General features: G+C 40.4%; 22 protein-coding genes. 7 read left to right on the forward strand and 15 right to left on the reverse strand.

The genetic code is table 11. The annotated features are described in order from the left end of the window. The first annotated feature begins 3 nt into the window (after positions 1–3). Entirely contained in the window at positions 4–1,056 is a 1,053-nt protein-coding gene (locus tag MSI_RS07135; protein WP_009105256.1) for a GTP pyrophosphokinase family protein, read from the forward strand. A gap of 37 nt (positions 1,057–1,093) precedes the next feature. Here MSI_RS07135 and MSI_RS07140 read toward each other — a convergent pair whose 3' ends face one another. The 12 genes from MSI_RS07140 to MSI_RS07195 all read right to left on the reverse strand — a co-directional run bounded on the left by MSI_RS07140 (position 1,094) and on the right by MSI_RS07195 (position 14,327). Continuing rightward, positions 1,094–2,209, reverse strand: coding sequence for a bifunctional biotin--[acetyl-CoA-carboxylase] synthetase/biotin operon repressor (locus MSI_RS07140; RefSeq protein ID WP_009105257.1), 1,116 nt, complete (start codon positions 2,207–2,209; stop codon positions 1,094–1,096). Positions 2,210–2,211: 2 nt separating this feature from the next. Further along, on the reverse strand, positions 2,212–2,736 hold the full coding sequence (locus MSI_RS07145; RefSeq protein WP_009105258.1) for a hypothetical protein: 525 nt from the start codon (positions 2,734–2,736) through the stop codon (positions 2,212–2,214). A gap of 60 nt (positions 2,737–2,796) precedes the next feature. Continuing rightward, entirely contained in the window at positions 2,797–3,111 is a 315-nt protein-coding gene (locus MSI_RS07150; RefSeq protein WP_009105259.1) for a type II toxin-antitoxin system RelE/ParE family toxin, read from the reverse strand. Continuing rightward, positions 3,111–3,356, reverse strand: a complete 246-nt coding sequence (locus MSI_RS07155; protein ID WP_009105260.1) for a type II toxin-antitoxin system prevent-host-death family antitoxin — start codon at positions 3,354–3,356, stop codon at positions 3,111–3,113. Before MSI_RS07155 ends, MSI_RS07150 begins: the two co-directional genes overlap by 1 nt. A gap of 81 nt (positions 3,357–3,437) precedes the next feature. Then, the gene (locus MSI_RS07160; protein WP_009105261.1) at positions 3,438–4,370 is read right to left on the reverse strand and encodes a phosphotransferase; all 933 of its coding nucleotides are present in this window, start codon (positions 4,368–4,370) and stop codon (positions 3,438–3,440) included. Between the two features lie 102 nt (positions 4,371–4,472). Next, the gene (locus tag MSI_RS07165) at positions 4,473–4,685 is read right to left on the reverse strand and encodes a BrnA antitoxin family protein (RefSeq protein ID WP_009105262.1); all 213 of its coding nucleotides are present in this window, start codon (positions 4,683–4,685) and stop codon (positions 4,473–4,475) included. A 1-nt stretch (position 4,686) separates the two neighbouring features. Beyond that, positions 4,687–4,974 (reverse strand): BrnT family toxin, encoded by a 288-nt coding sequence (locus MSI_RS07170; RefSeq protein ID WP_009105263.1) that lies wholly within the window; start codon positions 4,972–4,974, stop codon positions 4,687–4,689. 70 nt (positions 4,975–5,044) lie between these two features. After that, entirely contained in the window at positions 5,045–5,557 is a 513-nt protein-coding gene (locus tag MSI_RS07175) for an NUDIX hydrolase (protein ID WP_009105264.1), read from the reverse strand. 93 nt (positions 5,558–5,650) lie between these two features. After that, positions 5,651–7,315, reverse strand: a complete 1,665-nt coding sequence (locus tag MSI_RS07180) for an AIPR family protein (RefSeq protein WP_009105266.1) — start codon at positions 7,313–7,315, stop codon at positions 5,651–5,653. A gap of 157 nt (positions 7,316–7,472) precedes the next feature. After that, positions 7,473–8,162, reverse strand: coding sequence for a hypothetical protein (locus MSI_RS13975; RefSeq protein ID WP_009105268.1), 690 nt, complete (start codon positions 8,160–8,162; stop codon positions 7,473–7,475). A 455-nt stretch (positions 8,163–8,617) separates the two neighbouring features. Beyond that, positions 8,618–13,012, reverse strand: coding sequence for a carbamoyl-phosphate synthase large subunit (gene carB / locus MSI_RS07190; RefSeq protein ID WP_009105271.1), 4,395 nt, complete (start codon positions 13,010–13,012; stop codon positions 8,618–8,620). Between the two features lies 1 nt (position 13,013). Next, positions 13,014–14,327 carry a carbamoyl phosphate synthase small subunit gene (locus MSI_RS07195; protein WP_009105273.1) on the reverse strand — a complete coding sequence of 438 codons (1,314 nt, stop codon included), beginning with the start codon at positions 14,325–14,327 and terminating at the stop codon, positions 13,014–13,016. Positions 14,328–14,740: 413 nt separating this feature from the next. Between MSI_RS07195 and MSI_RS07200 the strand changes: the two genes are divergently transcribed. Together MSI_RS07200 and MSI_RS07205 are read left to right on the forward strand one after the other, a co-directional pair. After that, the gene (locus MSI_RS07200) at positions 14,741–15,517 is read left to right on the forward strand and encodes an SDR family oxidoreductase (protein WP_009105275.1); all 777 of its coding nucleotides are present in this window, start codon (positions 14,741–14,743) and stop codon (positions 15,515–15,517) included. Between the two features lie 281 nt (positions 15,518–15,798). Next, positions 15,799–16,842 (forward strand): extracellular solute-binding protein, encoded by a 1,044-nt coding sequence (locus tag MSI_RS07205; RefSeq protein ID WP_009105277.1) that lies wholly within the window; start codon positions 15,799–15,801, stop codon positions 16,840–16,842. 48 nt (positions 16,843–16,890) lie between these two features. Here the strand turns inward: MSI_RS07205 and MSI_RS07210 are convergent, their stop codons facing one another. Continuing rightward, a complete protein-coding gene (locus MSI_RS07210) occupies positions 16,891–17,868 on the reverse strand; it encodes a calcium/sodium antiporter (RefSeq protein WP_009105280.1) in 978 nt (325 codons plus the stop codon). A gap of 58 nt (positions 17,869–17,926) precedes the next feature. On the opposite strand from MSI_RS07210, the gene MSI_RS07215 reads away from it, so the two are divergent. Next, complete coding sequence (locus tag MSI_RS07215) at positions 17,927–19,201, forward strand: hypothetical protein (RefSeq protein WP_192807745.1); 1,275 nt, start codon at positions 17,927–17,929, stop codon at positions 19,199–19,201. On the opposite strand, the gene MSI_RS07220 is transcribed toward MSI_RS07215, so the two are convergent. Both MSI_RS07220 and MSI_RS07225 read right to left on the reverse strand, forming a co-directional pair. Next, positions 19,198–19,905 carry an MgtC/SapB family protein gene (locus MSI_RS07220; RefSeq protein WP_009105283.1) on the reverse strand — a complete coding sequence of 236 codons (708 nt, stop codon included), beginning with the start codon at positions 19,903–19,905 and terminating at the stop codon, positions 19,198–19,200. The two genes, MSI_RS07215 and MSI_RS07220, sit on opposite strands and share 4 nt — an antisense overlap. A 16-nt stretch (positions 19,906–19,921) precedes the next feature. After that, positions 19,922–20,605 carry a hypothetical protein gene (locus tag MSI_RS07225; protein WP_009105284.1) on the reverse strand — a complete coding sequence of 228 codons (684 nt, stop codon included), beginning with the start codon at positions 20,603–20,605 and terminating at the stop codon, positions 19,922–19,924. Between the two features lie 58 nt (positions 20,606–20,663). Between MSI_RS07225 and MSI_RS07230 the strand changes: the two genes are divergently transcribed. The 3 genes from MSI_RS07230 to MSI_RS07240 all read left to right on the forward strand — a co-directional run bounded on the left by MSI_RS07230 (position 20,664) and on the right by MSI_RS07240 (position 25,341). Next, on the forward strand, positions 20,664–21,899 hold the full coding sequence (locus tag MSI_RS07230; RefSeq protein WP_039924518.1) for a dicarboxylate/amino acid:cation symporter: 1,236 nt from the start codon (positions 20,664–20,666) through the stop codon (positions 21,897–21,899). A 66-nt stretch (positions 21,900–21,965) separates the two neighbouring features. Further along, positions 21,966–22,862, forward strand: a complete 897-nt coding sequence (locus tag MSI_RS07235) for a hypothetical protein (protein ID WP_009105289.1) — start codon at positions 21,966–21,968, stop codon at positions 22,860–22,862. A gap of 49 nt (positions 22,863–22,911) precedes the next feature. Continuing rightward, positions 22,912–25,341 (forward strand): Tex-like N-terminal domain-containing protein, encoded by a 2,430-nt coding sequence (locus tag MSI_RS07240; RefSeq protein ID WP_009105290.1) that lies wholly within the window; start codon positions 22,912–22,914, stop codon positions 25,339–25,341. The last annotated feature ends 20 nt before the right edge of the window (positions 25,342–25,361 follow it).

The following is a 25,361-nucleotide window of genomic DNA, read 5'->3' on the forward strand; positions in this document are numbered from 1 at the left end:
TTTATGAATGCAAAAGAACATTTGATTATGGCAGAATATCGGGAGGCAAAACCCGATTTCGAAAAGCTTGAAAAAGAGGCTGTTGCCGTTTTACAGGATATTGCTGACAGTTGTAACATTCAGATTTATGCCATAAATCACCGAATTAAGGAAGAAAAAAGTCTTGCGGGAAAACTTGAACGCAAGGGCGATAAATATTCTTCTCTTTCTGATATTACAGATATTCTGGGAACACGTGTTGTCTGCTTTTTTTCTGATGATGTGGATAAGCTTGCGGCCCAGATTGAACAGCGCTTTGATGTTGACTGGAATGAATCAATTGATAAGCGAAAATATCTGAATGTAAATACTTTTGGATATCTTTCTGTTCATTACATCTGTTCCTTAAAGCCTAACGGAAAGTATGCTCCGGAATTGCTTAATAAGCGCTTTGAAGTTCAGATGTGTTCTCTGATGCAGCATATCTGGGCGGTTATGGAACATGATTTAGGATATAAGACTAAATTTGGTGTTCCGACTGCTGTAAAACGAGATTTCTTCCGTCTTGCGGGGCTTCTTGAAATTGCTGATGAGCATTTTGTAAGCATCAGGGACAGAGTTGCTGCCTATACAAAGGATGTTCACGAAAGAATTATTGCAGATACGGCAAATGATATCCCGATTGATTCAGTTTCTCTTGAAGAATACATGAATAACAGCAAGAGCATGCAGAGTTTTCTGCGTACAATTTCCAATGTCTGCGAGGCTGAAATTTCTCAGGAATCGCCGGATAATTACCTTGAGCAGCTGGACTGGCTTAAGAAGCGGAATATCGGTGATTTACAGCAGATGCTGACGGAAAATTATTCTCTTGCCATGCAGATGATAGAAAAACTTCTAGCCGCTTCTGATATTGATATTCTTTCTTCTACGGTTGCCCTGCGCTTTTTGTGTCATGCCGAGCTTGTAAACAAACGTTACAGTAAGGAACTTATGGTAGATTTCCTCGTGATTTCGATGAAGAACAGAGAGCGGGCAGAAAGATATGCGGACAGCCTGATTAAGGAATACTTTTAGTCTGCCTTACAGTTTGCAGACTACCCCCCCCCGGGCTTTATCCTGTAAAAGACTCTGATTTTAGGCTGACTTCGCCGGAAATCAGAGTTTTTTTTGTTCCGTCGGGCAGCTGAACTACAAGGGCGGCGTTCTGGTCTATATCGACTACGGTTGCCTTGTAAATACCCTGGACGCTGTCAATTAAAGTATGAACTTCTACTTCGCGGCCAATGATGAAAGACAAGGCCTTGTATTCATGAATGACGGTTTCTGCGTCTTCCGAGAGTACCTGCAGGGTTTCGCCTGCAATCTGAGCGGCCAGCTGGGCACGGGTGACGGAGCGGGAAGAAGGGTTGACTGTCGGGCGTGTACCCCCTGCCTTTGTGTTAGTGCCACCTTCCCGGGCTGCAGTGCCTCCTAAAAGTCCGCCTGCCACTTTTGAAAGTTCCCCACCAAAAGCTTCTGCATTATCTTCTATATTTACTCCAATTCCGATAACGGCGGCTTCTATAATCCCAGTTTCAAAATTAGTTGTGCCTTCGGTCAGAATTCCGCAGATTTTCTTTCCGTTGTAAAAAATATCGTTTATCCATTTGATAGACGGCTGAATGTCATAGAGCTTTTTGATTGCCCGGCAGACAGCAACTGCGCTGAAGGCCGTAATTTTGGCCGGGTCTGTAATGCCGCCTTTAGGAGCATAAATAACTGTAAGGTAGATTCCCGTTTTGGCCGGAGAAACAAAGCTTCGGCCGGAACGTCCGCGGCCGGCTGTCTGTTTTTCTGCAACGATTACAGCGTTGCTGTAATTTTTTCCTGCCGGGGTAAGTTCTCCGTCTGCAGTTCGCAGGGAGCCGCATTCAGAAAGCCATCTTTTTGCCTGCGAAAGGGTTGAGTCAATTTCCTTAAAGCATTCGATTCTGGCGCCTGCAAACTGGGGGAAAGTGGAGTTAAAAGCTGATGATACAGCCTCGGTGGTCAAAACATCGCTTGAATCAAGCACGTAGCCGCCGTTAGTCGTACCGGTAATTTCAAAGCCTTCCTCACGGAGAGCGTTAACTGCCTTCCAGACCGCAGCCCGGCTCACCCCGCACTGCTGGGCAAGCTCTTCGCCGCTTACAGCCGCCCCGTCTTTTGAAGAAGATAATATTTGTAATATAGTAGATTTTGTACTCATTATTATTTCCCGAAAAGTTTTTTGTTCAATGCGCTAAGACCCGTAAACTTATTCCAGATACCTTTTCCCTCAAAGGTAATCGCACTGGAAAGCCCAGCGTGCCACATCTGATGGCGGAACTGAGCCAGAATCAATTCCAGCCGCGAATATTCGCAGCCCTCCGGCTTTTGCAAAAGCGCCTCTGCAGTCAGTCCGTCAAAATATTTTTCAATCTTATTTTTCACAAAGTCAAAATAGGCCAGAAGCTTTTCCCGCGGAATTACAATGGAAGGGTCATCAACATAACCGTCTCGCTCAGCATCAATTACGCTGAGATTTTCCGCAATACCAAAAAGCCTTTCCCCTTCGTAAACATAGTCATTAGGATTAATAAAAAAGCGGTCAATCGAATGCAGATTATGAAAAATATATCGCGAGGCACTTACCCCGTCGTAAACCGCCTCCAGCTCCGCCACCTCAAGCTGATCCTTGAGATTGATAAAATTAATTTCCGTCTGATTTTTTATTTGAGAGATAATTTCGTCCATAAAAATCCTTTTTAATTTTTTTTCGGGCGCATCCGCCTGCGGCGGTCGGGCTTTGTATAATTATTTATTTTCAAACAAGATTCTTACAAAATCTCGTTTCGAATATAGTATTCTTATAACTCTTACAATTTTTTTATCGATCCTATAAAAAATTGAATAATTATTTGACAGAACAAATTTATAATCAGTTGGAAATGGAACATATCTTTCTACCGGAATGCCTGCTTCTGCAAGGGTAGACAAGTTTTCATATGTTTCTACGATAGTTTTGATAGTATTATTTGCTGCAATTGGATTTTGAAGTTCATTTTCTATGTAATTTTTTATTTCGAGTAAATCTTCTGCTGCTTGTGGAGTAATCTTCACTGTAAACATTAAAGACCTACCATTTTTCTAACATCAGCAGGATCCAACCAGCCATTCTTTGCAGCAGAATCTTCTCCTTTTTTTAATTCTGCAAAAAGAGTTTTTGTTGCGGTTAATCTTTCGTAATCTTTGATTGTGATAACGGCATAGGTGCCTCTTCCATTTTTTGTGAGGAAAACAGGAGATTCGTCTGCGACATCCTGTAATACTTCATTATAATTTCGTAAATCAGAAACAGGTTTTATTGCTATCATACGCACCTCTAATATTCGTAATATTTTACGAATATATTATCTTAAAGCATTTCTTAACTGTCAAGTAATGTTTAGAACTAATTAATATTTTAATTTTTCATAATAATTATCAAATATTTTTATTAAATGATTTTTTTCATGGTTAGTAACAGAAATCGGAGTATTTTTATTAAAACTCGTACCTTTCTCTGACATGAAAATAATACAGAAAATAAGAACATATAATTCTGTTACTTTTTCCTGCTTTTTATTCAGATTCATTTCGTCTTTCAGATAATCTATATAATCTAAATCAGCCTTCATACTTAATAGAGCCATTGTCGTGAGGCTAAGGAAATAAAGCTGATCTCCAAAAGTAATCCAATCCAGATCAATTATTCCAGAAATCTTTCCTTTATATATAAGCACGTTTTTTGTTGATACATCATCCAAAAACGGTTGTGGTTTTATAGTTGAAAAATATTCTCTAAAATCAGGAATCAAATCTCGAACTTTCGAAACATATTCTGTGGGAAAAATATTATTTTCCTTTATGCCGTTTTCGGCTCTTTTGATTTCACTTAATATAAAGTCTTCCCAGGTATTGAATAGATTTTCATAATCTTCATAAGCATTAAGAGAACCAAAACCTCTTGCCATAGGAAGTTTCTTAATTTCCTGCTGATAATTGATAAGCTTTTTTGCAATATTTTTCTTTTGATCTTTTGAAAGTTTTGAATAAACAATACCCAGATCTTTTCCGGAAATAAAAGTCATTATAAAATAATATGGAGATGTAGAAGTGTTTTCTGTAATTATTTTTGGAGTTGGAATATCCAGATATTTCATTTTATCCAACCAATAGGTAGACCCAGAAATTATATTTTTATCATCAGAAATTTTTAATACGTATTTATCGCCACAAATCTGGACTGTATAAACATAGCCTGCTAAACCAACGTTATTTCTTATGATTTTAGTTGGAAGCGTGTGGAAAAAAGTATTACATATTTCATTTACAATTTTATTTGTCATTTTTCCAAATTACCAGCCCAGTGGCCTGTCGCCATAACTACGCACTTAAACGGGGGCGGGCGCAGACCCGACATCCGATTTGAAGTGCATGTTATGTGATTTTTATTTACTGAACGCTACTTCCAGGTGTTTCTTTTCTTTTACACAGTCCAGAAGATAGTAATTTATGATATTCTGATAAGGCATCCCTGTTTCTTCTGCCATATTTTTGAAGTATTCAATAACCTGGTCATCAAGACGGATTGTTATCTGTTTCTTGAGTCTATCTGCATAAGGATTTTTTATTCCGTTTGAAAAATCGTAGTGGTCTCTCATATTATCTTCCTCCATATTGAGCGGCTTCAAACGTATCTGCTTTTCGTGCCGAAATGATACGAATTCTGTCATTTTCTCTGTAACAATGACAGACAACCAACATATGTAACTCGGAACTAAGTCCAAGCATGATAAATCTGTCTTCATCCATACTTGAATGGTCTGGATCCGCAATTAAGATTGCATTTTCATCATAAAAAACACTTTTTGCTTCCTCAAAAGTTACTTTGTGTTTAGTATAATTCAATTCAGCTTTTACTGGATCCCATTCAAAGATTATTTCATCCATAATTATATTATAATTACACGTTGCCACTTTTGTCAAATAAAAGGGCGGGCTTGCCCCGCCGTACTAAAAATCAGGCTTGACCTGATTTTTTATCGTTTAAGATTTTTTTTAGTTCGTTTAATGCAAAAAATTCTCTTCTGTACAACCCATAATCTGCAATGTTGGTTTTATGAAAAGTCTCATAGTTTCCAAATATTTCTATAGCCTTATCTAATGGAATCCAAACTGTCTTATACCCAGCCTGTTTTTCATTTTCTGTAAGATGGAATGTACCTGTATCTTCAATGATTTTACAAACAAAATAATGATTAATATGTCTCCAATCTAAGAATAACTCTTCAATTTCTAGATAACAAGGATTTGTTTTTACAATCATCCTAGTTTCTTCTAAAAGTTCCCTTTCACAACATTGTTCAAGAGATTCATTATCCTCTTGTCCACCACCAGGAATAATGTACTTACCTTCATTTGATTCATAACACAACAAAACATTTCCATTATTTATAACAATTCCTCTACAAGCATGCCGAAGATTGTTTACATAGCCTTTGTAATCATCATTTTTTAATTGAATTGTTTTCATTTCGTTTCCTAACAGCGCCCCAATGCGGGCGTCCACATAACAATTGCTTAAACCGCAAACCGGCTTGACCGGTTTGTCGGCTTTGAAGCTTTGTTAGGCGTTATTATAAATAACTTCAAAACTATCATCAGAATGTCTTATTATAGATTTCTTATGATCTGTTAAAATTTGAGTATACATAGATGTACAAAATTCTTTATTTTTAAATAAATTTTTATAATCAAAAAAGGAATTATTTTCAGATTTCTCATTAATAAATGCATTAAAATCTAAAACCACCAATTTAAATAACAACGTAATGGCTTTTATGAATTTTTCCCTTAATTCATTCGTTAAGAATTGTTCAGGTTTTTCTAGAATTTCTTTACCTTTTGTATCATTTTTGAGAATAATTTCCATAATTGTAAGTAAGGAAAATTTTGCTAAACCATATACACGAACTGCCTCATTTTCAATTAATGAACTATTATCTTCTATAACTTTATAAACAAGATATGACATATATATATAATGGCAAGTTATTGCTTTAGAAAAAATCGTTCCATATTCCTCACCGAAAAAACTAGTTTTTAAGTGAGTTTTATAAGATTCTTCAAATTTGAAAGCTTTAATTAATTGACCTGCAAAATCTATTTTTATGTATTCTTGCCCACCAGATGCAATTTCTCCTTTTTTAATATTATAAAAGATTGAATCCCCATAAAATTCTTTAAATGATGATTGAAGATTAATTTGAATTTTATCGTTTGAACGTAAATCTTTAAGACTTATTGCATTTTGATTATTTGAGTTTTTTGTAATTTTTTTTACAAAATCTGAATCTGGATTATCAATTTTTATTATTTTGCATAATATTTGTATTTTATCGGTTAATAATTCTTTGTGTTGAAATAATGTCATTAATGACTGGCAGCCATTTATAACTTGATATCCTGATATATTAAGAGTTTTATCTTTATAAGTATATTTACTACAAATAATAGATAAACCATTATGGTATAAGAAAAATGATTCATGTTCTTTTGTTACTTTTAATGTTTGAACCAGATCTTTATTAACGCGAGTGTTACCTGTATATAATCTGACATTTCTAGAAAATAAAGATTGGTCTTGAATTCCTTCCAATTTTATTAATTCTAAAGCAGGTATAGATAAAACAATAGCTTTATCATCATAATTAATTATTGTATCATTTGTAACTGATAAGGAAATTGGATTTTCTTTTATTTCTGGCGCTGAACTGAAAGAGTAGTATTGAAGAATTTTGTTATTATCATAAGCTTCAATTTTTAATTGCGATAAAAATTCCTTTGCATTACTATCAAAAATTTTATTTGTAACATAAATAAAACTGACTTTGCATCCGTTAGCAATTTTTTCAACAAGTTCTAAGTTTTCTATTTTACTCTTAAGTTCTTCGTTTATCGAACTATTTCTTAAATTTTGAACTGTATCTGCATTTGAAAACCAATTAAAAATACCTGCAAATTCTCGGATTTTTGTATCTCCTGCATTCTTATCATCTGTTTGTGAAAATTCGGATTGAAAAATACAAATTTTTTCATCAGTTTCATCAAACCATATTGCATCAATACCTTTATCATTTGGGCCATCACATATAGCATCAATACTATCTTGTTCTGATAAACAATAGATATTTATAAGAAACCATATTAAAAAGGCGGAATTGTCATTTCTAAATTTTTTTAATTCTTCAACTTCTCTTCTTACTTTTGCATTATACTCATTTCGTGTCATTTTTTTCTCCTAACATACTTTTTAATGTATTATATTTTTCGTTTTCACTTTCTTAAGCGGGCCAATAGCCCGTCCGCCTAACTACGCGCTTAAACGGTGGCGGGCGCAGACCCGACATCCGATTTGAAGTGCATGTTATACGATTTTTTCCCAACCTTTAATTTTTTATTATCAATGATAAAGAATTTTTCATATCATCTATTATAATTGTATCAGCTATTGAAAATAAAAACATTTCAATTTGATAATTTTTTATATCCTTTGCATTTTTTGAAATTTCATTGATTAGTTTGCAGTATTCAAAATAAGCATCATTGTTCGAATAATAATTAATTTTCCTTTTTGAAAGATTGAAAATAGTTTTCTGATCATATTCTGTCATTGCAGAATTTCTGCTTGCAGGTTGTGGAAAATAATTACTTTCTAGGTTATTTTTAAAAATAAGCCAATTTAATGAATAAATTACTCTTGAATCGTAAATTGAATATTTTTCAGGACAATAAAAGGAGGCAATTTTTGAAAGTGAAGAAATAATACTAAATTCATCCTTTGTAAGATTTTCTATGTTTTTATCCAACTTATTTTTAAATTTCTTTAGCCGATTTTTATTATTTTCATTTTCTTTTAGTGGAATACCGCCCCATGAATTAATAATCCAGTATGCAATTTTTTCAAAATTTTCTTCGTCTATTATTTTATGAAGATTTTCTTTAAGAAATAGATTTTTTTCATAATTGGACAAATGCTTTGGAATTTCAATTGGCAAGTTTTCTGGTAATTCCCAAGAATAATTGTTTCCTACTTTTGAATATAAGTCTAAAACAATTTTTAAAATTTTTTCATACATTTTTCTTCCCAGCGGAGCTCTGCGCCGTCCGTATAACAAAATTTATACGTATCCTGCATAAAAGTCTTATACTGCAAAAAGTGTCAGTATAAGCTGGTATGGCAGATATATTATATGTCGATTATATAACGAGTTATGAAAAAGTAATAGATTTTTATGCGGATATCGTAGCTGGACTCAAGAAGATGTGTTGCAAATGAATGTCGGAAGGTATGGCAGTACTACCTTTTGAACTTTATCGCTGGAAAAAATTCGGCAAGCCTAAATTTCAGGACTTTGCACTTTATATTGTAGTTTTCCCCCGGCGCGAGCGTGGAGGGTGGCGAAGCCAGTCTTGCGAAGCAAGACCGACCGTAGGGGAGCCCGGAAGGCGACTGGGAAAGAGATATTTCGCCCAAAAAAATCCCGGCAACATCCACTTTTACGGAAGTTGCCGGGGTATTTTGCGGTGGAACTTAAATCTCCACCTCGCCTTCGTAGCAGATGCTTGTATTTCCACTTAAGAAGACTGTCTTGCTGGTGTACTTTACAATCAGGTTGCCGCCGCGGACTTTTACGGTGATGTTCTGGTCTACGGGGCTGAAGCCGTTCAAAACTGCGGCAACTGCGGCTGCACAGGCACCTGTACCGCAGGCAAGAGTTTCGCCGTTTCCGCGCTCCCAGGTGCGCATTTTAAGTTCATTTGGACCTACAACGCGAACAAACTCGACGTTGGTTCGGCCAGGGAAGGCTTTGTGGTGTTCGATTTTAGGGCCGTCTTCGCAAACTGGCTCTTTGTCTACGAACTTACTGAAGATTACGGCGTGAGGGTTACCCATGCCGATGCAGTTTACCTTGTAAGTTTTGCCGTCTACGCGCAGAGCCTGATTCAGAATTGCCTGTTTTGGAAGCAGGGCTGCCGAGGCGGCACTTGCATTGAGTTCGCTTGCAGAAACGTCGGCCAGCTTTAAGGTTGTAGGCAAAGTTTCCGGAGCAAAGGTCGGCTCGCCCATATCAACAGTTACCGAAGTAACTTTTCCGTTCTGCTTGTAGAGGATAAGGGTTTTTACGCCGCTTCCGGTTTCAATTGTGATTGTTTCGGTAGCGTCGGTTTTCTTTCCGTATTTTTCGCAGATTCCGTTTACGTTGTAATCGTAGAGATATTTTCCTACGCAGCGGATGGCGTTTCCGGCCATTTTTCCTTCTGAACCGTCCAGGTTGAAGAAACGCATTTTTGCATCGGCGCAAGTGCTGTTTTCAATAAGAACAAGGGAGTCTGCTCCGATTCCGCCGTTTCTGCGGTCGCAAAGGCGAACTGCAAGGCCGGCAGGATTTTTGATTTCCTGTTCCATTCCGTTGATGACGATAAAGTCGTTGCCGGTTGAATCCATCTTTGTAAAGCGGATTTTCTGCTTTTTGTCGCGCAGCTGGTTGATATCAACAAGTTCAATGTTTTCTGCCGAATATTTTGACTTAAGACAGTTTGCAATTGCGTTTGCAGTATCGATTGCTGTAAGACAAGGGATGTCGCGTTCTACGGCGTGGCGGCGCATTTTTACGCTGTCGGCACGTGGGTCGCGTCCCTTTGCAGAGGTAGAAATTACGTAATCAATTTTGCCTGAATCAAGCAGGGTCAAAAGGTTATCATCAGGATTTTCGTGAATCTTATTTACAACTTCAACTTCCATTCCAAAATCGCGGATTGTTTCTGCGTTTCCTTCGGTTGCGTAAAGCTTAAAGCCCATGTCGTAGAACTTGCGGGCAAGGTCAGGAAGTTCGTAGCGGTCAGTTTTGCGGACGCTGAAGAGAACTCCGCCGCCGTTTTTGCCTTCGCTGTCTCCGTCAGAAGCAGCATCCCCTGCACGCTTCATGTTGTAGCCGGCACCAATCAGTCCCTTGAAGATTGCCTCTTCCATTGTCGAAGCAATTCCAAGAACCTCGCCGGTAGACTTCATTTCAGGTCCCAGGTGAGTATCAACGTCCATCAGCTTTTCAAAGCTGAAAACCGGAACTTTTACGGCAAAGTATGGAGGCAGGCGGTAAAGTCCTGTTCCGTAGCCCATATCGCGGATTTTTTCTCCCAGCATTGCGCGGGTTGCAAGTTCAACCATAGGAACGTTTGTAACCTTAGAAATGTAAGGAACAGTTCGCGAAGAACGAGGGTTTACTTCAATAATATAAAGGTCGTTGTTGTAAATCAGGTACTGAATGTTTACAAGACCCTTTGTACCAAGCTTAAGTGCCAGGTCAGTAGACTGATTGATGATTTTTTCGCGCAGAACGTCGTTCAGATTCCAGCTAGGATAAACCGCAATCGAGTCGCCCGAGTGAATACCAGTTCGCTCAATATGCTCCATGATTCCAGGAATCAAAACATCCTCGCCGTCACAGATACAGTCAACTTCAAGCTCAGTTCCCATCATGTACTGGTCAATCAAAACCGGATTTTCAATTCCCTGGGCAAGAATAATCTTCATGTATTCTTTTACGTCGGCATCGTTGAAGGCAACAATCATGTTCTGACCGCCCAAAACGTAAGAAGGACGCAGCAAAACAGGGTAGCCCAGCTGCTTTGTTGCAGCCAGAGCTTCTTCGGTATTCATGATTGTAAGTCCCTTAGGACGCTTGATTTTGAGTTTTTCGCAAAGCTCTTCAAAACGCTCACGGTCTTCTGCCAGGTCGATTGCGTCAGCACTTGTACCAAGAATCGGAATTCCCTGCTCAGAAAGGAAGTTTGCAAGCTTGATTGCTGTACCGCCGCCAAAGGCAACTACAACTGCAACCGGCTTTTCTGTGTTGATAACGCCCATAACGTCTTCCGGAGTGAGCGGCTCAAAGTAGAGGCGGTCTGCAGTGTCAAAGTCGGTAGAAACGGTTTCCGGGTTGTTATTGATGATTGCAACCTCGTAGCCAAGCTTTTTAAGGCTCCATACGCACTGAACGCTGGCGTAGTCGAACTCAATTCCCTGACCAATTCGGATTGGACCCGAGCCAAGAACGACGATAGTGCCCTTAGAGGCGGGGAAAGTCTTCCCCTCGCTGCGACCGCCTGCGGCGTTCTCCGCTACCCCTTCGCCTAGGTGGCTGCCGCCCCCTAAAACCCCTGCGTGTAAATTGTTCAGGAAAATCTCAGCTTCGTTTTCCTCATCATATCCTGCGTAGAAATACGGAGTTTCCGCACTGAACTCGCCGGCACAGGTATCTACCATTTTGAAGGTGCTTGGAATGTGAGTAACTTTGCCGGCAGCGCGAAGCTCGGCCAGCTTTTTATTGTTAGCGTCGATTGTGTTCGCGGTAGAAGCTTCGTTTTTGTCGTGTTCAATAACGCCGGTGCTTCCCGGAATCTTTACGCCGGTCATATCTTCAATTACCTTGTCAGGATAGCCCATCTTTTTAGCTTCCAGATAAAGTGTCTGATTAAGTTCTTTCTTTCCAGCCTTGATTTCGTCAAAAGTTTTTTCCATCTGAACAAGAAGATTCATCTTGTTGAGGAACCATTCGTCAATCATTGTTACGGCGTGGATTTCGTCAACGCTCATAATTCCGCGTTTAAGAGCCTGGAAAACGGCAAATACGCGCTGGTCGGTGCAGTCTGCAACACGCTCTTTGATTTTTGCGTCGCTTTCTTCAGCAAAAACTTTAAGATTCAAAGAGTTTACACCAATTTCAGCACCGCGGGCAGCTTTCATCAAAGCTTCTTCAAAAGTACGGCCGATAGCCATAACTTCGCCGGTTGCCTTCATCTGAGTTCCCAGTTTGCGGGCAGCGTAAACAAACTTGTCAAAGGGGAACTTTGGGAATTTAACAACAACGTAGTCCAGAACAGGTTCAAAGCAGGCAGCAGTCTGTTTTGTAACAAAGTTAGGGATTTCATCCAGGTTGTAACCGATGGCAATCAAAGCCGCAACCTTTGCAATAGGATATCCTGTTGCCTTAGAAGCCAGTGCCGAAGAACGTGAAACACGAGGGTTTACTTCAATTACGGCATATTCAAAAGTTTCAGGGTTCAAAGCAAACTGACAGTTACATCCGCCTTCCATTCCCAAAGAAGAAATGATGTTCAAAGATGCCGAACGCAGCATCTGATATTCTTTATCACTCAAAGTAACAGCAGGCGCAATTACAATAGAGTCACCGGTGTGAACGCCAACCGGGTCAAAGTTTTCCATTGAGCAGACAGTCATTACGTTTCCGCTGTGGTCGCGGACAACTTCAAACTCAATTTCCTTCCAGCCCGAAATACATTTTTCTACCAGAATCTGGTGAATAGGAGAGCGGTGAAGACCGTTATGAGCAATTTCGTCAAATTCTTTTTCGTCGTGGGCAATACCGCCGCCGGTTCCACCCAAAGTAAAGGCAGGACGAATAATTGCCGGGAATCCGATTCCGTTTTTTACAAAATCAAGGGCGTCTTCGTAAGTTGTAACAACCTTAGAAGGAATACAAGGCTCACCGATTGCTTCCATTGTATCCTTAAACATCTGGCGGTCTTCTGCCTTATCAATAGTTTCCGGTTTTGCACCAAGCAGACGAACATTGTGACTTTCAAGAAATCCCGATTTTGCAAGCTCCATACAAAGAGTCAAACCAGTCTGTCCGCCAAGAGAAGAAAGAATGCTGTCCGGTTTTTCCTTTTCAATAATTCTCTGAACAGTTTCAACAGTAAGCGGCTCAATGTAGATGTGATCAGCCATACTGTGGTCAGTCATCAAGGTAGCCGGATTCGAGTTTACAAGAACAACCTCAAGTCCCTGCTCCTTCAAAGCCTTACAAGCCTGGCTTCCCGCATAATCAAATTCCGCAGCCTGACCAATAATAATCGGACCCGAACCGATAACCATTACTTTATGAAGATCTTTGTTTAAAGGCATACTATGCATTCTCCTTAGTAGCTTTGATTGTACTTGCAAAATATTTAATCGCATCCACGCGCTCGAACTCAGCTTTGAAGTTTGTGAAGTAGTTGTGGTCATTAATCAGCTTTACAAACTCGTCGAACAAAAAGCTTGTGTCCAGCGGGCCGGAACATGCTTCCGGGTGGAACTGCACGCTGAAGGCCGGAACGTTGGTGTAGGCAAGGCCTTCGCAGGTTCCGTCGTTTGTGTTTACAAAGCTGAGGACTGCGCCTGCCGGCAGAGTGTCATTTTTTACAGCGTAGCCGTGGTTCTGGCTGGAAATGTAAACGCGGCCGGTTTTAAGGTATTTTACCGGCTGGTTTCCACCGCGGTGACCGTACTTCAATTTCATTGTTTCAGCGCCGCTTGCCAGAGCCAGAAGCTGGTGTCCAAGACAGATTCCAAAAATCGGAATACCAGTTTTCAAAAGCTTTTTGATTTCTGCAATAATTCCAACATTTTCTGCAGGGTCTCCAGGACCGTTACTGAGCATAATTCCGTCAGGATTCAGGGCTGTGATATCTTCTGCAGTGTAAGTGCTAGGCACAGTTACAACTTCAAGACCGCGTTTCAAAAGCTCGCGGCGGATATTTGCCTTTGCACCAAAGTCCCAGAGAACGACCTTTTTACCCTTTCCATCTTTCATAGCAAGGTCAGGGTCGTTGATTTTTGTTCCGTCAGCCTTAACCGGCACAAAGCGGTATTTTGCAGACTCGCTGAAAACTACATCAGCTGGTTCTTCAACACCGGTTGCGCTTCCGGTTACAGAAGCAACTGCATTTATAATAGAATATTCTTTAATCTTTTTAAGAAGTTCAGCCTTTTTGCCTTCATCATTCAGAGCCTGGAATGCGGCTTTTGCTTCGTCGCCTTGGCCCGAAATAATCATTCCGTTCATAACGCCGGTTTCGCGCAGAATCTTTGTGAGTTTTCTTGTATCAATATCGTAAAGACCGATTATATTCTGAGATTTGAGGTAAGAATTTATGTCGCCGCCGCAGCGGAAGTTAGAAGGAGTTTCGCACCATTCGCGTACAATGTAGCCGCGAAGATTACATTTTGCACTTTCATAATCTTTTGAAATGTCGCCATAGTTTCCAATCAGCGGGAAAGTCTGAGTAACAATCTGACCGTAATAACTTGGGTCTGTGAGTGTTTCAAGATAGCCGTTCATACCGGTTGTAAAGACTGTCTCCCCGATAACACAGCCTTCAGCTCCAAAACTTTTTCCTTCAAAAACCATGCCGTTTGCCAAAAGCAGAACAGCTCTTTTTTCGCTTTCCTTTTCCACAATCTACCTCACTTTTTCCAGAAAATAGCCCGAAAGCCCTCTTTTCAGCCCTTGGGACTTAAAAAAAAGCTGAACTCGAAAAAATCGAATTCAGCTTTGTAAAATTCAAAAATAATAATAGAAAAAATAGCCGTCGCAACAAAGTGTGTGTTTCAGTAAGTTTTGTTTCGCCAGATTTTTCATACTGAAACCTTATTATAAAGGAATATTAAAACTTATTCTACCAGTTTGTCCAAAAAAAGCGGGTCCCAGCGACGGCGAAAAATGAGGTCTCACCCCGTCTGCGGTCCCCCCTCATTTTCCGCCTGCGTCCCACTTTTTTTGGACACTTTTGCATTGACAAGTAAAAATTACTTTACTAATTTAATTATAGAAGTATTTTATAAGAGCAAATCTTTTTTTCGAGGTACTATATGTCTAAAAATTATTTTGATTTATCAGGTCAGGTTGCAATTGTAACCGGATGTTCTACAGGTCTTGGTGTTCAGATGGCTAAGGCTCTTGCTAATCAGGGAGCAAAAATTGTTGCTATTGCCCGCCGCAAGGAAATGATTGAAGCAGTTGCTAAAGAAATTGCAGATACTTATAAGGTAGAAACTCTTGCTCTTCAGTGTGATATTACTGATACAGAAAAAGTAAACGCCGCTGTTGATGAAGTTATGAAAAAATTCGGCCGCATTGATATCGTAATCAACAATGCCGGTACAGGTGCTGTTGCTCCTGCAGAAGACATTACAGATGATCAGTTCAACGGCGAGCTTAACGTTGACTTGGGCGGAACTTTCAAGGTTGCCCGCGCCGTTGCTAAAAAAGCAATGATTCCTGCTAAATATGGCCGCATCATCAACATTGCTTCTATGTACGGTCTTGTTGGAAACAAAGTTGCTCCTTGTTCACCTTACCACGCCGCAAAAGGTGGTGTTGTAAACCTTACACGCGGCCTTGCATCTGAATGGGGAAAATACAACATCAACGTAAATGCAATCTGTCCTGGCTATTTCTACAGTCCTCTTACAAAGGAAACTCTGGATTCAGATTTCTTCCAGCAGAATGCCCAGACAATGATTCCACTTTCACGCTACGGAAACGAAGGCGAACTTGATACAGCCGCAATCTTCCTCGCAAGCCCAGCTTCAAGCTATGTAACAGGTGTAATTCTGCCGGTAGATGGCGGTTACACAAGTATGTAAAATTGGCGCAAGGGAGCAGAGTAGGGGGCAAAAACACTCTGATTGTTGTGACCGCGAAAGCGGTCAATTTTATGGTTTCTTTGCAACAATCAGCGTGAAGCGCATTATTGCGCGGTTTTGCTCCCTGCTCTGTGACCGGAAGTCAATTTTCATAATATTGTAACAAACACTTCTTTCGTGCTAAAATTGCATATTCTAAAGCGGGTCGTATAGGCCCGCCAAATTTTGGGGTATAACCAACAATAAAATTTTTTAGGACGCACGCGTCCGGGAGTCTTCAATTGAAAACTTTCTACAAATCACTTCTGGCTGTAACTTTTGCAGCTTCCCTTCTGTCGCTTTTTTCTTGTTCTAAGAAAAAAACTCTCTACCTTTACAACTGGACTTATTACACTCCTGATGAAGTAATTGCAAAATTCGAAGAAGAATTTAACTGCAAAGTTAAACTTGACGTTTATGCAACTTGTGATGAGATGTATGCAAAACTTAAAGCCGGTGCAAAAGGTTATGACCTTGTAATTCCTTCAAATGACTTTGTTTCTATCATGTTGAAACAGGGAATGATTCAGGAAATTGATCAGTCAAAATTTACAAACCGCGATAAAATCAATCCGGTTGTTACAGAAAAACTTACTTTTGACCCTGATATGAAATACTGTGTACCTTACGCTTTCTCTGCAACTGGTGTAATGGTAAATAAAAATAAAGTAACCGGTGATTATCCACGCGATTACAGCATTTTCGAAGATCCACGCTTTGCAGGCCACGCAACTATGATGGATGAAATGCGCGAAGTTCTTGGCTGCGCTCTTGTTCACCTTGGTTACGATTTGAACAGTCTTAACGATGCAGAACTTGCAGAAGCTGAAGCACTTGTAAAAAACAAGTGGAGTCCAAACCTTGTAAAATTTGATGCAGAAGGTTTTGGTAAATCTTTTGCCAGCGGAGACTTCTGGCTTTGTCAGGGATATCCTGAAATTGTTTACGGTGAAGTAGACGAAAGCCTTTGGGAAGATACAATTGAATTCTTTATTCCGCCGGAGGGTGGTCCTGCAACAATGGACTGTATGGTAGTTCTTAAGGATGCACCAAATCCAGAGCTTGCAAATGAGTTCATCAACTTTATTCATCGCCCTGAAATGTATGCTATCTTCATTGATACCTTCCGCTATCCATGTATTGTAAACACAGAAGCTTTACAGTACACAACAAAGCCTTCTATGTATCCACCAGAGCAGGCAAATACCTGTACTCTTAAAGAAGATTTAGGTGACAGCGTAGAAAAATTCTACAACATCTGGCAGCGAATCCGCTTTGCTGACTAAGGAAATCTGACCAACAATAAAGGCTGTCCTTTTGGACAGCCTTATTTTTTATCTTACAATTGCAAATGTCGTTGCCCCAATATAACAGGCTAGCATTATTATTCCTTCCAGCCGCTTAATCGAACGGCCTGTAATAGAAAAGAAAAGCGTCATACAGCTTACAAAAATCAAAATCGCCATATCATAAATAGAAGCTGCGTTTACTGTAATAGGGTGAATGCTTGTAGAAACTCCCAGAATAAAAAGAAGATTAAAAAGGTTCGAACCGACAACGTTTCCAACGGCAAGAGAAGTTTCTCCTTTTCTTGCAGCAACTATTGAAGTTACAAGCTCCGGAAGCGACGTGCCGAGAGCAACTACCGTAAGACCAATCAGGGTTTCAGTCATACCAAAAAATCTTGCAATATTCTGGGCAGAGTAAACAACTGCTTTTCCGCCGGCAATAATCAAAATCACACCAATCAGAATAAAAAGAAGAGCCTTCCAGAGGGGGATGTCAGAAATTTCTTCTTCTTCCACAGGATGTCTGATGGCATCAAAAATCAAAAAGAGGATATAGCCGATAAAAATCACAAGAAGGATTATGCCGGTTACGCGGGAAACAAGCCCTGCGTTATCTGCCATTCCCAGGGTAAAAAAAGAACCGCCCGAAATAGTCTGCCAGCCAACAGCCAGCAGCAGCCCCAGAGTTACAATAATTGAAAGAGGAAAATCGCGGCGAATGATAACTTCGTCTACCGGAACAGAGTGAATAACGGCACAGACACCCAGTACAACAAGAAGATTAAAAATGTTGGAACCAATTACATTACTTAGGGCAATTTCGTTTGCACCCGCCAGAGCCGCAGTGGTACTTACTGCAAGTTCAGGAAGCGAAGTTCCAAGTGCCACAACCGTAAGACCGATAATTACACCCGGCACTTTGAAAATTTTAGCCAGTGCAGAACTGCCGTCTACAAAAATATCAGCACCCTTTACAAGCGCTACAAAACCTAAGACCAGAATTACAAAATCTAAAAATATCATTATTTTAAAATATATAATGAGATATGGAATGTCAATTAAAATGATGTATAATAGAGTTATGAGTAAAAAGTCAAAGAAATCAAAGAAGAAGACACCTAAAGCAATTATGTTTTTTAAGAATTGCGGGGCTTTTATCTGGAGTAAAAAAATAATTTTTGGCTCAGGGCTTCTGGCAGCCTGTGTAATCGCTGTGATAGTTTCCCTTTGCCTGCGTCGTGCTAATTCTGCAGCCCAGCAGAACGTAAATGTTGCTTTCTATAATATTCCGGAAAAGCAGGCCAAGGTGCTTGAAGACAACATCAAAAAAGTTGAACTTGGAAAGGTAACCTTTAAGAATGTTACCCTTGATGATTTGAATAAGGATAAGGCAGATAAGACTTACGACCTTTTATTTACCTACGAAGGTCTTGCTTCAGAAGCTATAAAGGCAAAAGCTGCCAATATTTCTTCAAAACTTTTTAATTACCTTCCAACTTCTCTGCGTCGTCAGAACGAGCCGAATGACCGAAAGTCTATTCCCCTTGTGCTGGACCATTTTGAATTTTCTTACAGCAAACCGGTTGAAGCAAAAATCGGGATGGAAAATCCTCAGAATTTTGACGAAATGCTGACCTTCCTTGAAAAGGCAAAGAAATACACCTTTACTCCGTTTTTTACCAACGGTGGAGATGATGAAATTCTTTTAGGATTGATTTCTGCAATTATTGAAGCAAAGGGCGGTTATAATGCCTACAGCACTTTTGTCGAAGCCGCTAAAAAAAATCCTTCTGCCGAAAAACTTTTGACTCTTAATCTTGGAAACGAGCTTACTTTACAGTCTGTGCTTGATTTGTTCAGAAGCTGGCAGGAAAGCGGCATAGTTCATCCTAACTGGTTTCACGCAAAATACCGCGATATTCTTGCCTTTGTAGAAGACGGACAGGTTGCCCTTCTTTTTACAAAGCTTTCTGTTCACAGAACTATTCCATATAAGTTGATTCGTGATTTTTCTACAGAAAGAGCGCCTGTTCTTTCTGGGCAGACAGATCATGCCCTTATTGCACCTGCTCTTTGCACAGTAAAACTTTCTAAAAAGTCAGTAAATGATAAGGTGATTCAAAAGCTTTTGACTGAAGAAACTCAGACAGCCCTTTCTATGGGAACTCAGCTGGCGCCGGTTGCCCTCCGCGGTGAAAGCTTTGACGTTCAGGCTGATGATGTACGCTTTTTTGCCGCAAGCTGCCGTTATGGTGCCCGCACAGATCTGCTTTCTGCAGCTTTTATGCCGGATTCAGAAGCAGCAAAAAAACTCTGTCAGGAAATCCGCCGTTACCTGACAACAGGAAGAATTTAATCTATATCGCCCTGGGTGATGCTGAAGGCCCGGACATTTTTGATTTGACGGATTTTCTGAGAAAAATCTGAAAAATCAAATTTGTTGGGCTTATAAACCTTGTAGGCGATAGTAACTGTTTTATTTTCAATATCATAATTGAAGTTTTTATCTGCCAGCTTTAATTTGCATCTTTTAAAGATAACTTCAATTTCGCTTTCATCCACCTGGTCATCAGAAAAATCAATTTTTACAAGTTTTGCAGTTTCCGGCGGGAATAAAACATATTCCAGTCTTTCAACTATCGTCATAACGATAAGGCAGAGGGCAAGAGTTATTAAAACCGGAATGTAAAGTCCGTCGGAACAGGCAAGTCCAAGGGCAGAAGCCATAAAAATAATTGCCGCGGTAGTGAGTCCGTGAATATTAAAGCCCTGTCGGAAAATAACACCGGCGCCCAAAAATCCGATTCCGCTTACAACTCCGGCTGCAATTCTGGTGGTATCTCCAGTCAAAATATTTTGTTTTGCCATTGTGATGGACGTAATGCCAAAAAGGCAGGAAGAAAGGCTGAGAAAAACCAGAGTTCTGATTCCCACCGGATGCTTTTTGATTTTTCGTTCCAGTCCAAGACAGAAACCGCAGAATACGCTCAAAAAGGCGCGCATAAGAAAAATCAAAATTGTGCTGTTGAATAAGCTGTCCTGTAAATGGAAATCAATCATAAGTTATTTTTGCCTCTTATTTGAAAAATGGAAATCCTGATCCAACTTTTCCGCCGGCCTTAATCCATGCAGCCGCCTGTTTTACGCTCTGTTTCTTTTCAGCAATTTCACTCAAAGCCTTTGCAGCCCACTCTCCCAGCGCCTGCTCTTCTGCCACTGCTTCAGTAGCCCCGCTGCTTTTTGCAAGGAAAACCCGCAGGTAATCGCGTTCGCCTACATTCTGGGCAAAGTTTTCTGCCAGCTGACAGAAAGCTGCTTCTGCAATCTTAACGATTCCGCTTGTCTGCTCAGGTTTAAGATTTTTTACTATAAAGCCTGTGCAAAGTTTGTTGCGTTTCTGCTCTGCCCGTCTTAAAAGTTCAGCAGTTATATATAGAAAGGAAGTTGTCATTGTATCGATGGCAGTAGAAATTTCATCCGTACTGTTATCCAGAAATCGGGTTGAAAGATAGTCTGCATCGAAATAAAAAATAACGTTTTCTATTGTTTCAAGCTTAGTTTCAGCCTTAATTAAAAGCGAATGAGCCGAAATTGCCGACGATTTGTTCCAGGAAGCGGTGTAAATCCTGTCGTTATAGTCGCTGCTGTCTGTATTTGAATCTGATTCAGCGCAAAAAACTTCGCTTTCACTTCCCGCAAGGCCTTTTGCAAAATCATATCCTTCGGGAATATCTTTTCCAATTAATAAAAACTTAGCCATAGCCTAGATTATACATCACAAATTGCGGACTTTCTAGTTTATGTGTTATAATCTGACTATGAAACTTTGGATAAAATACTTACTTGCAATTTTACTTGGCATTCTTGCAGCCATCCTTCTTCCGGTTAATAATCCCGTTTTTTCTTCATTCATTAATTTTGTAACTGAATTATTCGTGCGATTTGGCCGCTATCTTGTAGTGCCTCTTGTTTTTTCTACAGCAATCGTTTCAGTAAACAAGCTGCGCTCTTCAAAGCTCTTTTTTAAGACTGCCCGCTGGACTGCAATCGTAATCCTCTGTTCAACCTTCATCATGACAATTGTGGGTATGCTTTCAATTCTGATTGTAAAGCTTCCTCGAATTCCTATCACAGTAGATACAAGCACAGATTTCTTTAAGCTGGATATTGCAAGCCTGATTTTGTCCCTCTTCCCGACTTCAGCTTTTGCTGCCCTCACAGAAGGTTCCTTCCTTCTGGTAAGCTTTATTTTTGCCGTGCTGATAGGATTTGAAAGCGCTACAGCCGTAGATACTCCGTTATTTAAACCCGTTTATCAGCTTTTCGACTCACTTTCTAAACTTTTCTATAATATAGCTCAGTTCATCACAGAAATCATGGCCTTTATGATGGTGATGATTATGACAAAGTGGTTTGTTGAATTCCGTACAATCATCTTCTCGGGAATTTACACACCAATGCTGATTATGTTTATAGTAGACTTTGTGATTGTGGCAGGAATTATCTATCCGGTGATTATCCGCTATATCTGTCACGACCCATATCCTTACCGCGTTCTGTATGCTTCAATTGCGCCGGCTTTGCTTTCTTTCATTGGTGGTGATGCAAACCTTTCACTTCCTCTTACAATCCGCCACGGAAAAGAAAGTCTTGGAATCCGCCGCCGTACTTCGGGCTTTACCTTCCCGATTTTTTCGATTTTCTCACGCGGCGGTTCGGCTCTGGTAAGTGTAATCAGCTTTATCGTAATCTGGCGTTCATATTCCAGCCTGAATATTCCTCTTGGTGATATTCTCTGGATTTTCGGATTTTCTTTTGTATTCTCATTCCTGCTTGGCGGACTTCCTTCGGGCTGCGCCTTTGTTCTTGTTACAATCTTGTGCCAGAATTATGCCCGCGGTTTTGAAACAAGCTTCCTTTTGCTCAAGCCGGCTGCCCTTATAATCTGTTCATTCTCTATGCTTTTTGATACTGTTACTGCTATGTACGGAAGCTATCTGATTGCCGTAAAGAATAAAACAATTGAGCATCATAAGGCTCAGCATTTTATTTAATTTGCTTCGGAAAATTCTTGTGGTTTTGCAATTTCGTGTTATAATTTAATGACATAGGAGAAGATTTTGGGCATTTCAATCAAAGAAATCGTAGCAGGCCGCAAGACATTTTTCATTACACCAGATACCTCGCTTATCCCGGAAGTTTTTCTGGAAGATTATTTTGCCCTAGGTTATGAGTGCTATTTTATTGAGTATGACAAACGAATCAGTCTGAAAAAGAAAATAGACATTCTGATTTCGATTTTCCACGACGTAATTATCTTCTTTAATATCGATTATAACATCCCTGATGTAGAATGGCCTCTTTTCATTAAACGAATTACCGAACAGTACAGAAATCAGGCTTGTATTGGTGTTCTTTACACAAAACGCCAGTCAAAAGATGAAAAAACAAAGCTTGAATATAAATATCTCTATGAAATCGGACTTGCCTGTGGTTGTATTCAGCTTGAATATCAGAAAAAATCTAACTTCGGTATTATCGAAAAGATTTTGTATGCAAATCAGGCTCAGGGACGCCGTAAGAACATTCGCGCTCTCTGTACTAAGGCCTGTACTTTCTCCTGCACTGTAAACAATCAGACTCACAACGGTGTTTTGCAGGATATAAGTCTTTCACATTTCTCTTTTGTATTCCCGGAAGGACGTCTTTCTGTTCAGATGTACGAAAAGATTTCTGACTTCCACTTTAATATCCGCGGCTTTATGTTCCGTTCTGATGCAGTTTTGATTATGCAGCGTCCCGTAAACGGTGAAGAGCTTTATGTATTCGCATTTGTTTCTTCTACCGGCGCAAACGGTCTTGATCAGCGTATCAAGCAGCTTTTGGTTCCTAATATCTATCAGCTTATGAACGCAAACTGCAAAAACCTTCTCAACCAGATTTACAACAAGTTCAGCATTGAAGGTCTGGATGCAGAAGTTGAAGAATTGAACGACATCGAAGAAGACCGAATTTAGTTCTTTTCATATTCCTCAAAAATCAAAATTCCACTAAAATTGCTCTACTATGGAATTTACACAAGAATCAATCGACTCCCTCGTTGTTAACGAAGTGGACATTATGAAAAAAATTGCAGCGGAACTCAACATCCGCGTGCAGCAGGTTAGCGCTGTAATCAGCCTGATTAATGAAGACTGTACAATTGCCTTTATCAGCCGCTACCGCAAAGACAAAACTGACAATCTTGACGAAGTTCAGGTTCGCGACTGCGACCATCTTTTCAAATCATATAAAAATCTTGAAGAACGCCGCCTTGAAATTGTAAAGGGCATCTTCGCTCAGGGAAAACTTACAGAATCACTTTATAACGCCGTAATGAGCGCAACAACTCTTACAGCTTTGGAAGACCTTTGGGCACCATTCAAAAAGAAGAAGAAGACCCGCGGTATGGTGGCTCAGGAAAAAGGACTGGAACCACTTGCAGACTTTATTCTTGGCGACAACGACGATGCAGCATGCGAAAAAGAAGCAGAAAAATACATCAAAACTGATAACGAAGACCCAGCCTTGAACGTAGAGACTACCCTTGACGCTTTGCAGGGGGCACAGGATATCATCGCTGAACGTGTTAGCCAGGATACAAAAAACCGTGATTCAGTTCACGACCTCTATCTTGCAACTGGAAACATCGTAACAAAGGGTATCGTCCCTGACGGACAGAACGCTGAACAGGCAGAAAAAACTTCTACATACCAGATGTACTGGGATTACTCAGAGCCTCTTAATCAGGTAAAACCTCACCGCATTCTTGCTATTAACCGCGGCGAGCGTGAAGGCGCCCTTGAAGTTACAATCGACGTAGATGTTGATGCAGCAATCGCTGACTTGCAGAAAAAAGCAACTATTCACAATCACTATCATAAAGACGCAATTGAAGACGGCGTTGTTCGTTTGCTTAGCCCTGCTGTTGTTCGCGAAATCCGCAGTGACGAAGCTGATGATGCAGATGACCACGGAATTGGAATCTTCAGCGAAAACCTTAAAAACCTTTTGATGCAGCAGCCAATTAAGGGAAGCCGCGTTCTTGGTGTTGACCCTGGTTACCGCAACGGTACAAAGTGTGCCGCCCTTGATGAAACAGGAAAATACCTTGGCTTCTTTAAGATTTTCCAGGAGCAGGATCCTCAGGGGGCTTACGATGCAATCAATGACGCTATCGACAAGTATGATATTCAGGTTCTTGCCGTAGGAAACGGAACTGGTTCACAGGAAGTTCAGGCTATTGTAAGTAAGGTTATCAGCGAAAACTACAAGGACAGCGATGTTGAATTTACAGTTGTTGATGAATCTGGTGCTTCGGTTTACTCTGCAAGCCCTGTTGCAACAGAAGAATTCCCTGATCTGGACGTAATGGTTCGCGGTGCTATTTCTATGGGCCGCCGTTTGCAGGATCCTCTTGCTGAACTTGTAAAAATCGACCCTAAGGCAATTGGTGTCGGACTTTACCAGCACGACGTAAATCAGAAAAAACTTGCTGACCAGCTTGATGAAGTTGTAGGCTCGGTTGTAAACCAGGTTGGCGTAAACCTGAACACAGCTTCTTACATGCTTTTGAAGTACGTTTCTGGTATTAACGTAAGCACAGCTAAGAAGATTGTTGCTTACCGCGATGCAAACGGAAAAATCACAAGCCGCGAAGATTTGAAAAAGGTTCCGGGACTTGGTCCTAAGGCCTTTGAACAGTGTGCCGGCTTCCTTAAGATTGCAGAAAGCTCTGATCCTCTTGATAACACCTGGGTTCACCCTGAAAACTACGATGTTGCCCGCGAAGTTTATGACGCAGTTAAAAAAGGTGACAAAATTTCTAACGAAACCCGCAAGGCTCTTTGCGAAAAATATAACATCGGTGAAACAACAATCAACGACATCATCGATGAGCTTCAGAAGCCTAACCGTGACCCTCGTGACGGTTATCCTGCACCAATCATGCAGAAGGGCGTTCTGCAGTTTGAAGATTTGAAGGAAGGCATGAAGGTTACCGGTAAAATCCGTAACGTAGTAGACTTTGGTGCCTTTGTTGATATCGGTCTTCACGAAACAGGCCTTGTTCACGTAAGTGAGCTTTCCGACAACTTTGTAAGCGACCCTATGGAAGTTGTAAAGGTTGGTGATGTATTCGAATTTACTATCATCCAGCTTGATAAGGACAGACGCCGAATCGGTCTTTCTTTGAAGAGCGACGCTGCAAGCCGAATCGGACAGGGCGGCGGAATGGGAAGAGGCACAAAGCCTGCTTCTACAGGTGCTGCAGCTGGCGACGGCAAAAAGCGCGTAGTAGTTGTAAAGAAGGCAGGTGCTGGAAGTTCAGCCGGCAGCGGCAGCCGCGACTTCAACCGCAATGGAAACGGTAACCGTAACGGTGGAAGAGGTAACTACAATTCCGGCAGCGACGACGGCATGAGCTACAATCCGTTTGCAGCTTTCTTCAATAAATAATAAGATGAGTTTATAAAAAA

Origin of the sequence: Treponema sp. JC4, assembly GCF_000260795.1 — a bacterium.
Lineage (GTDB): Bacteria > Spirochaetota > Spirochaetia > Treponematales > Treponemataceae > Treponema_D.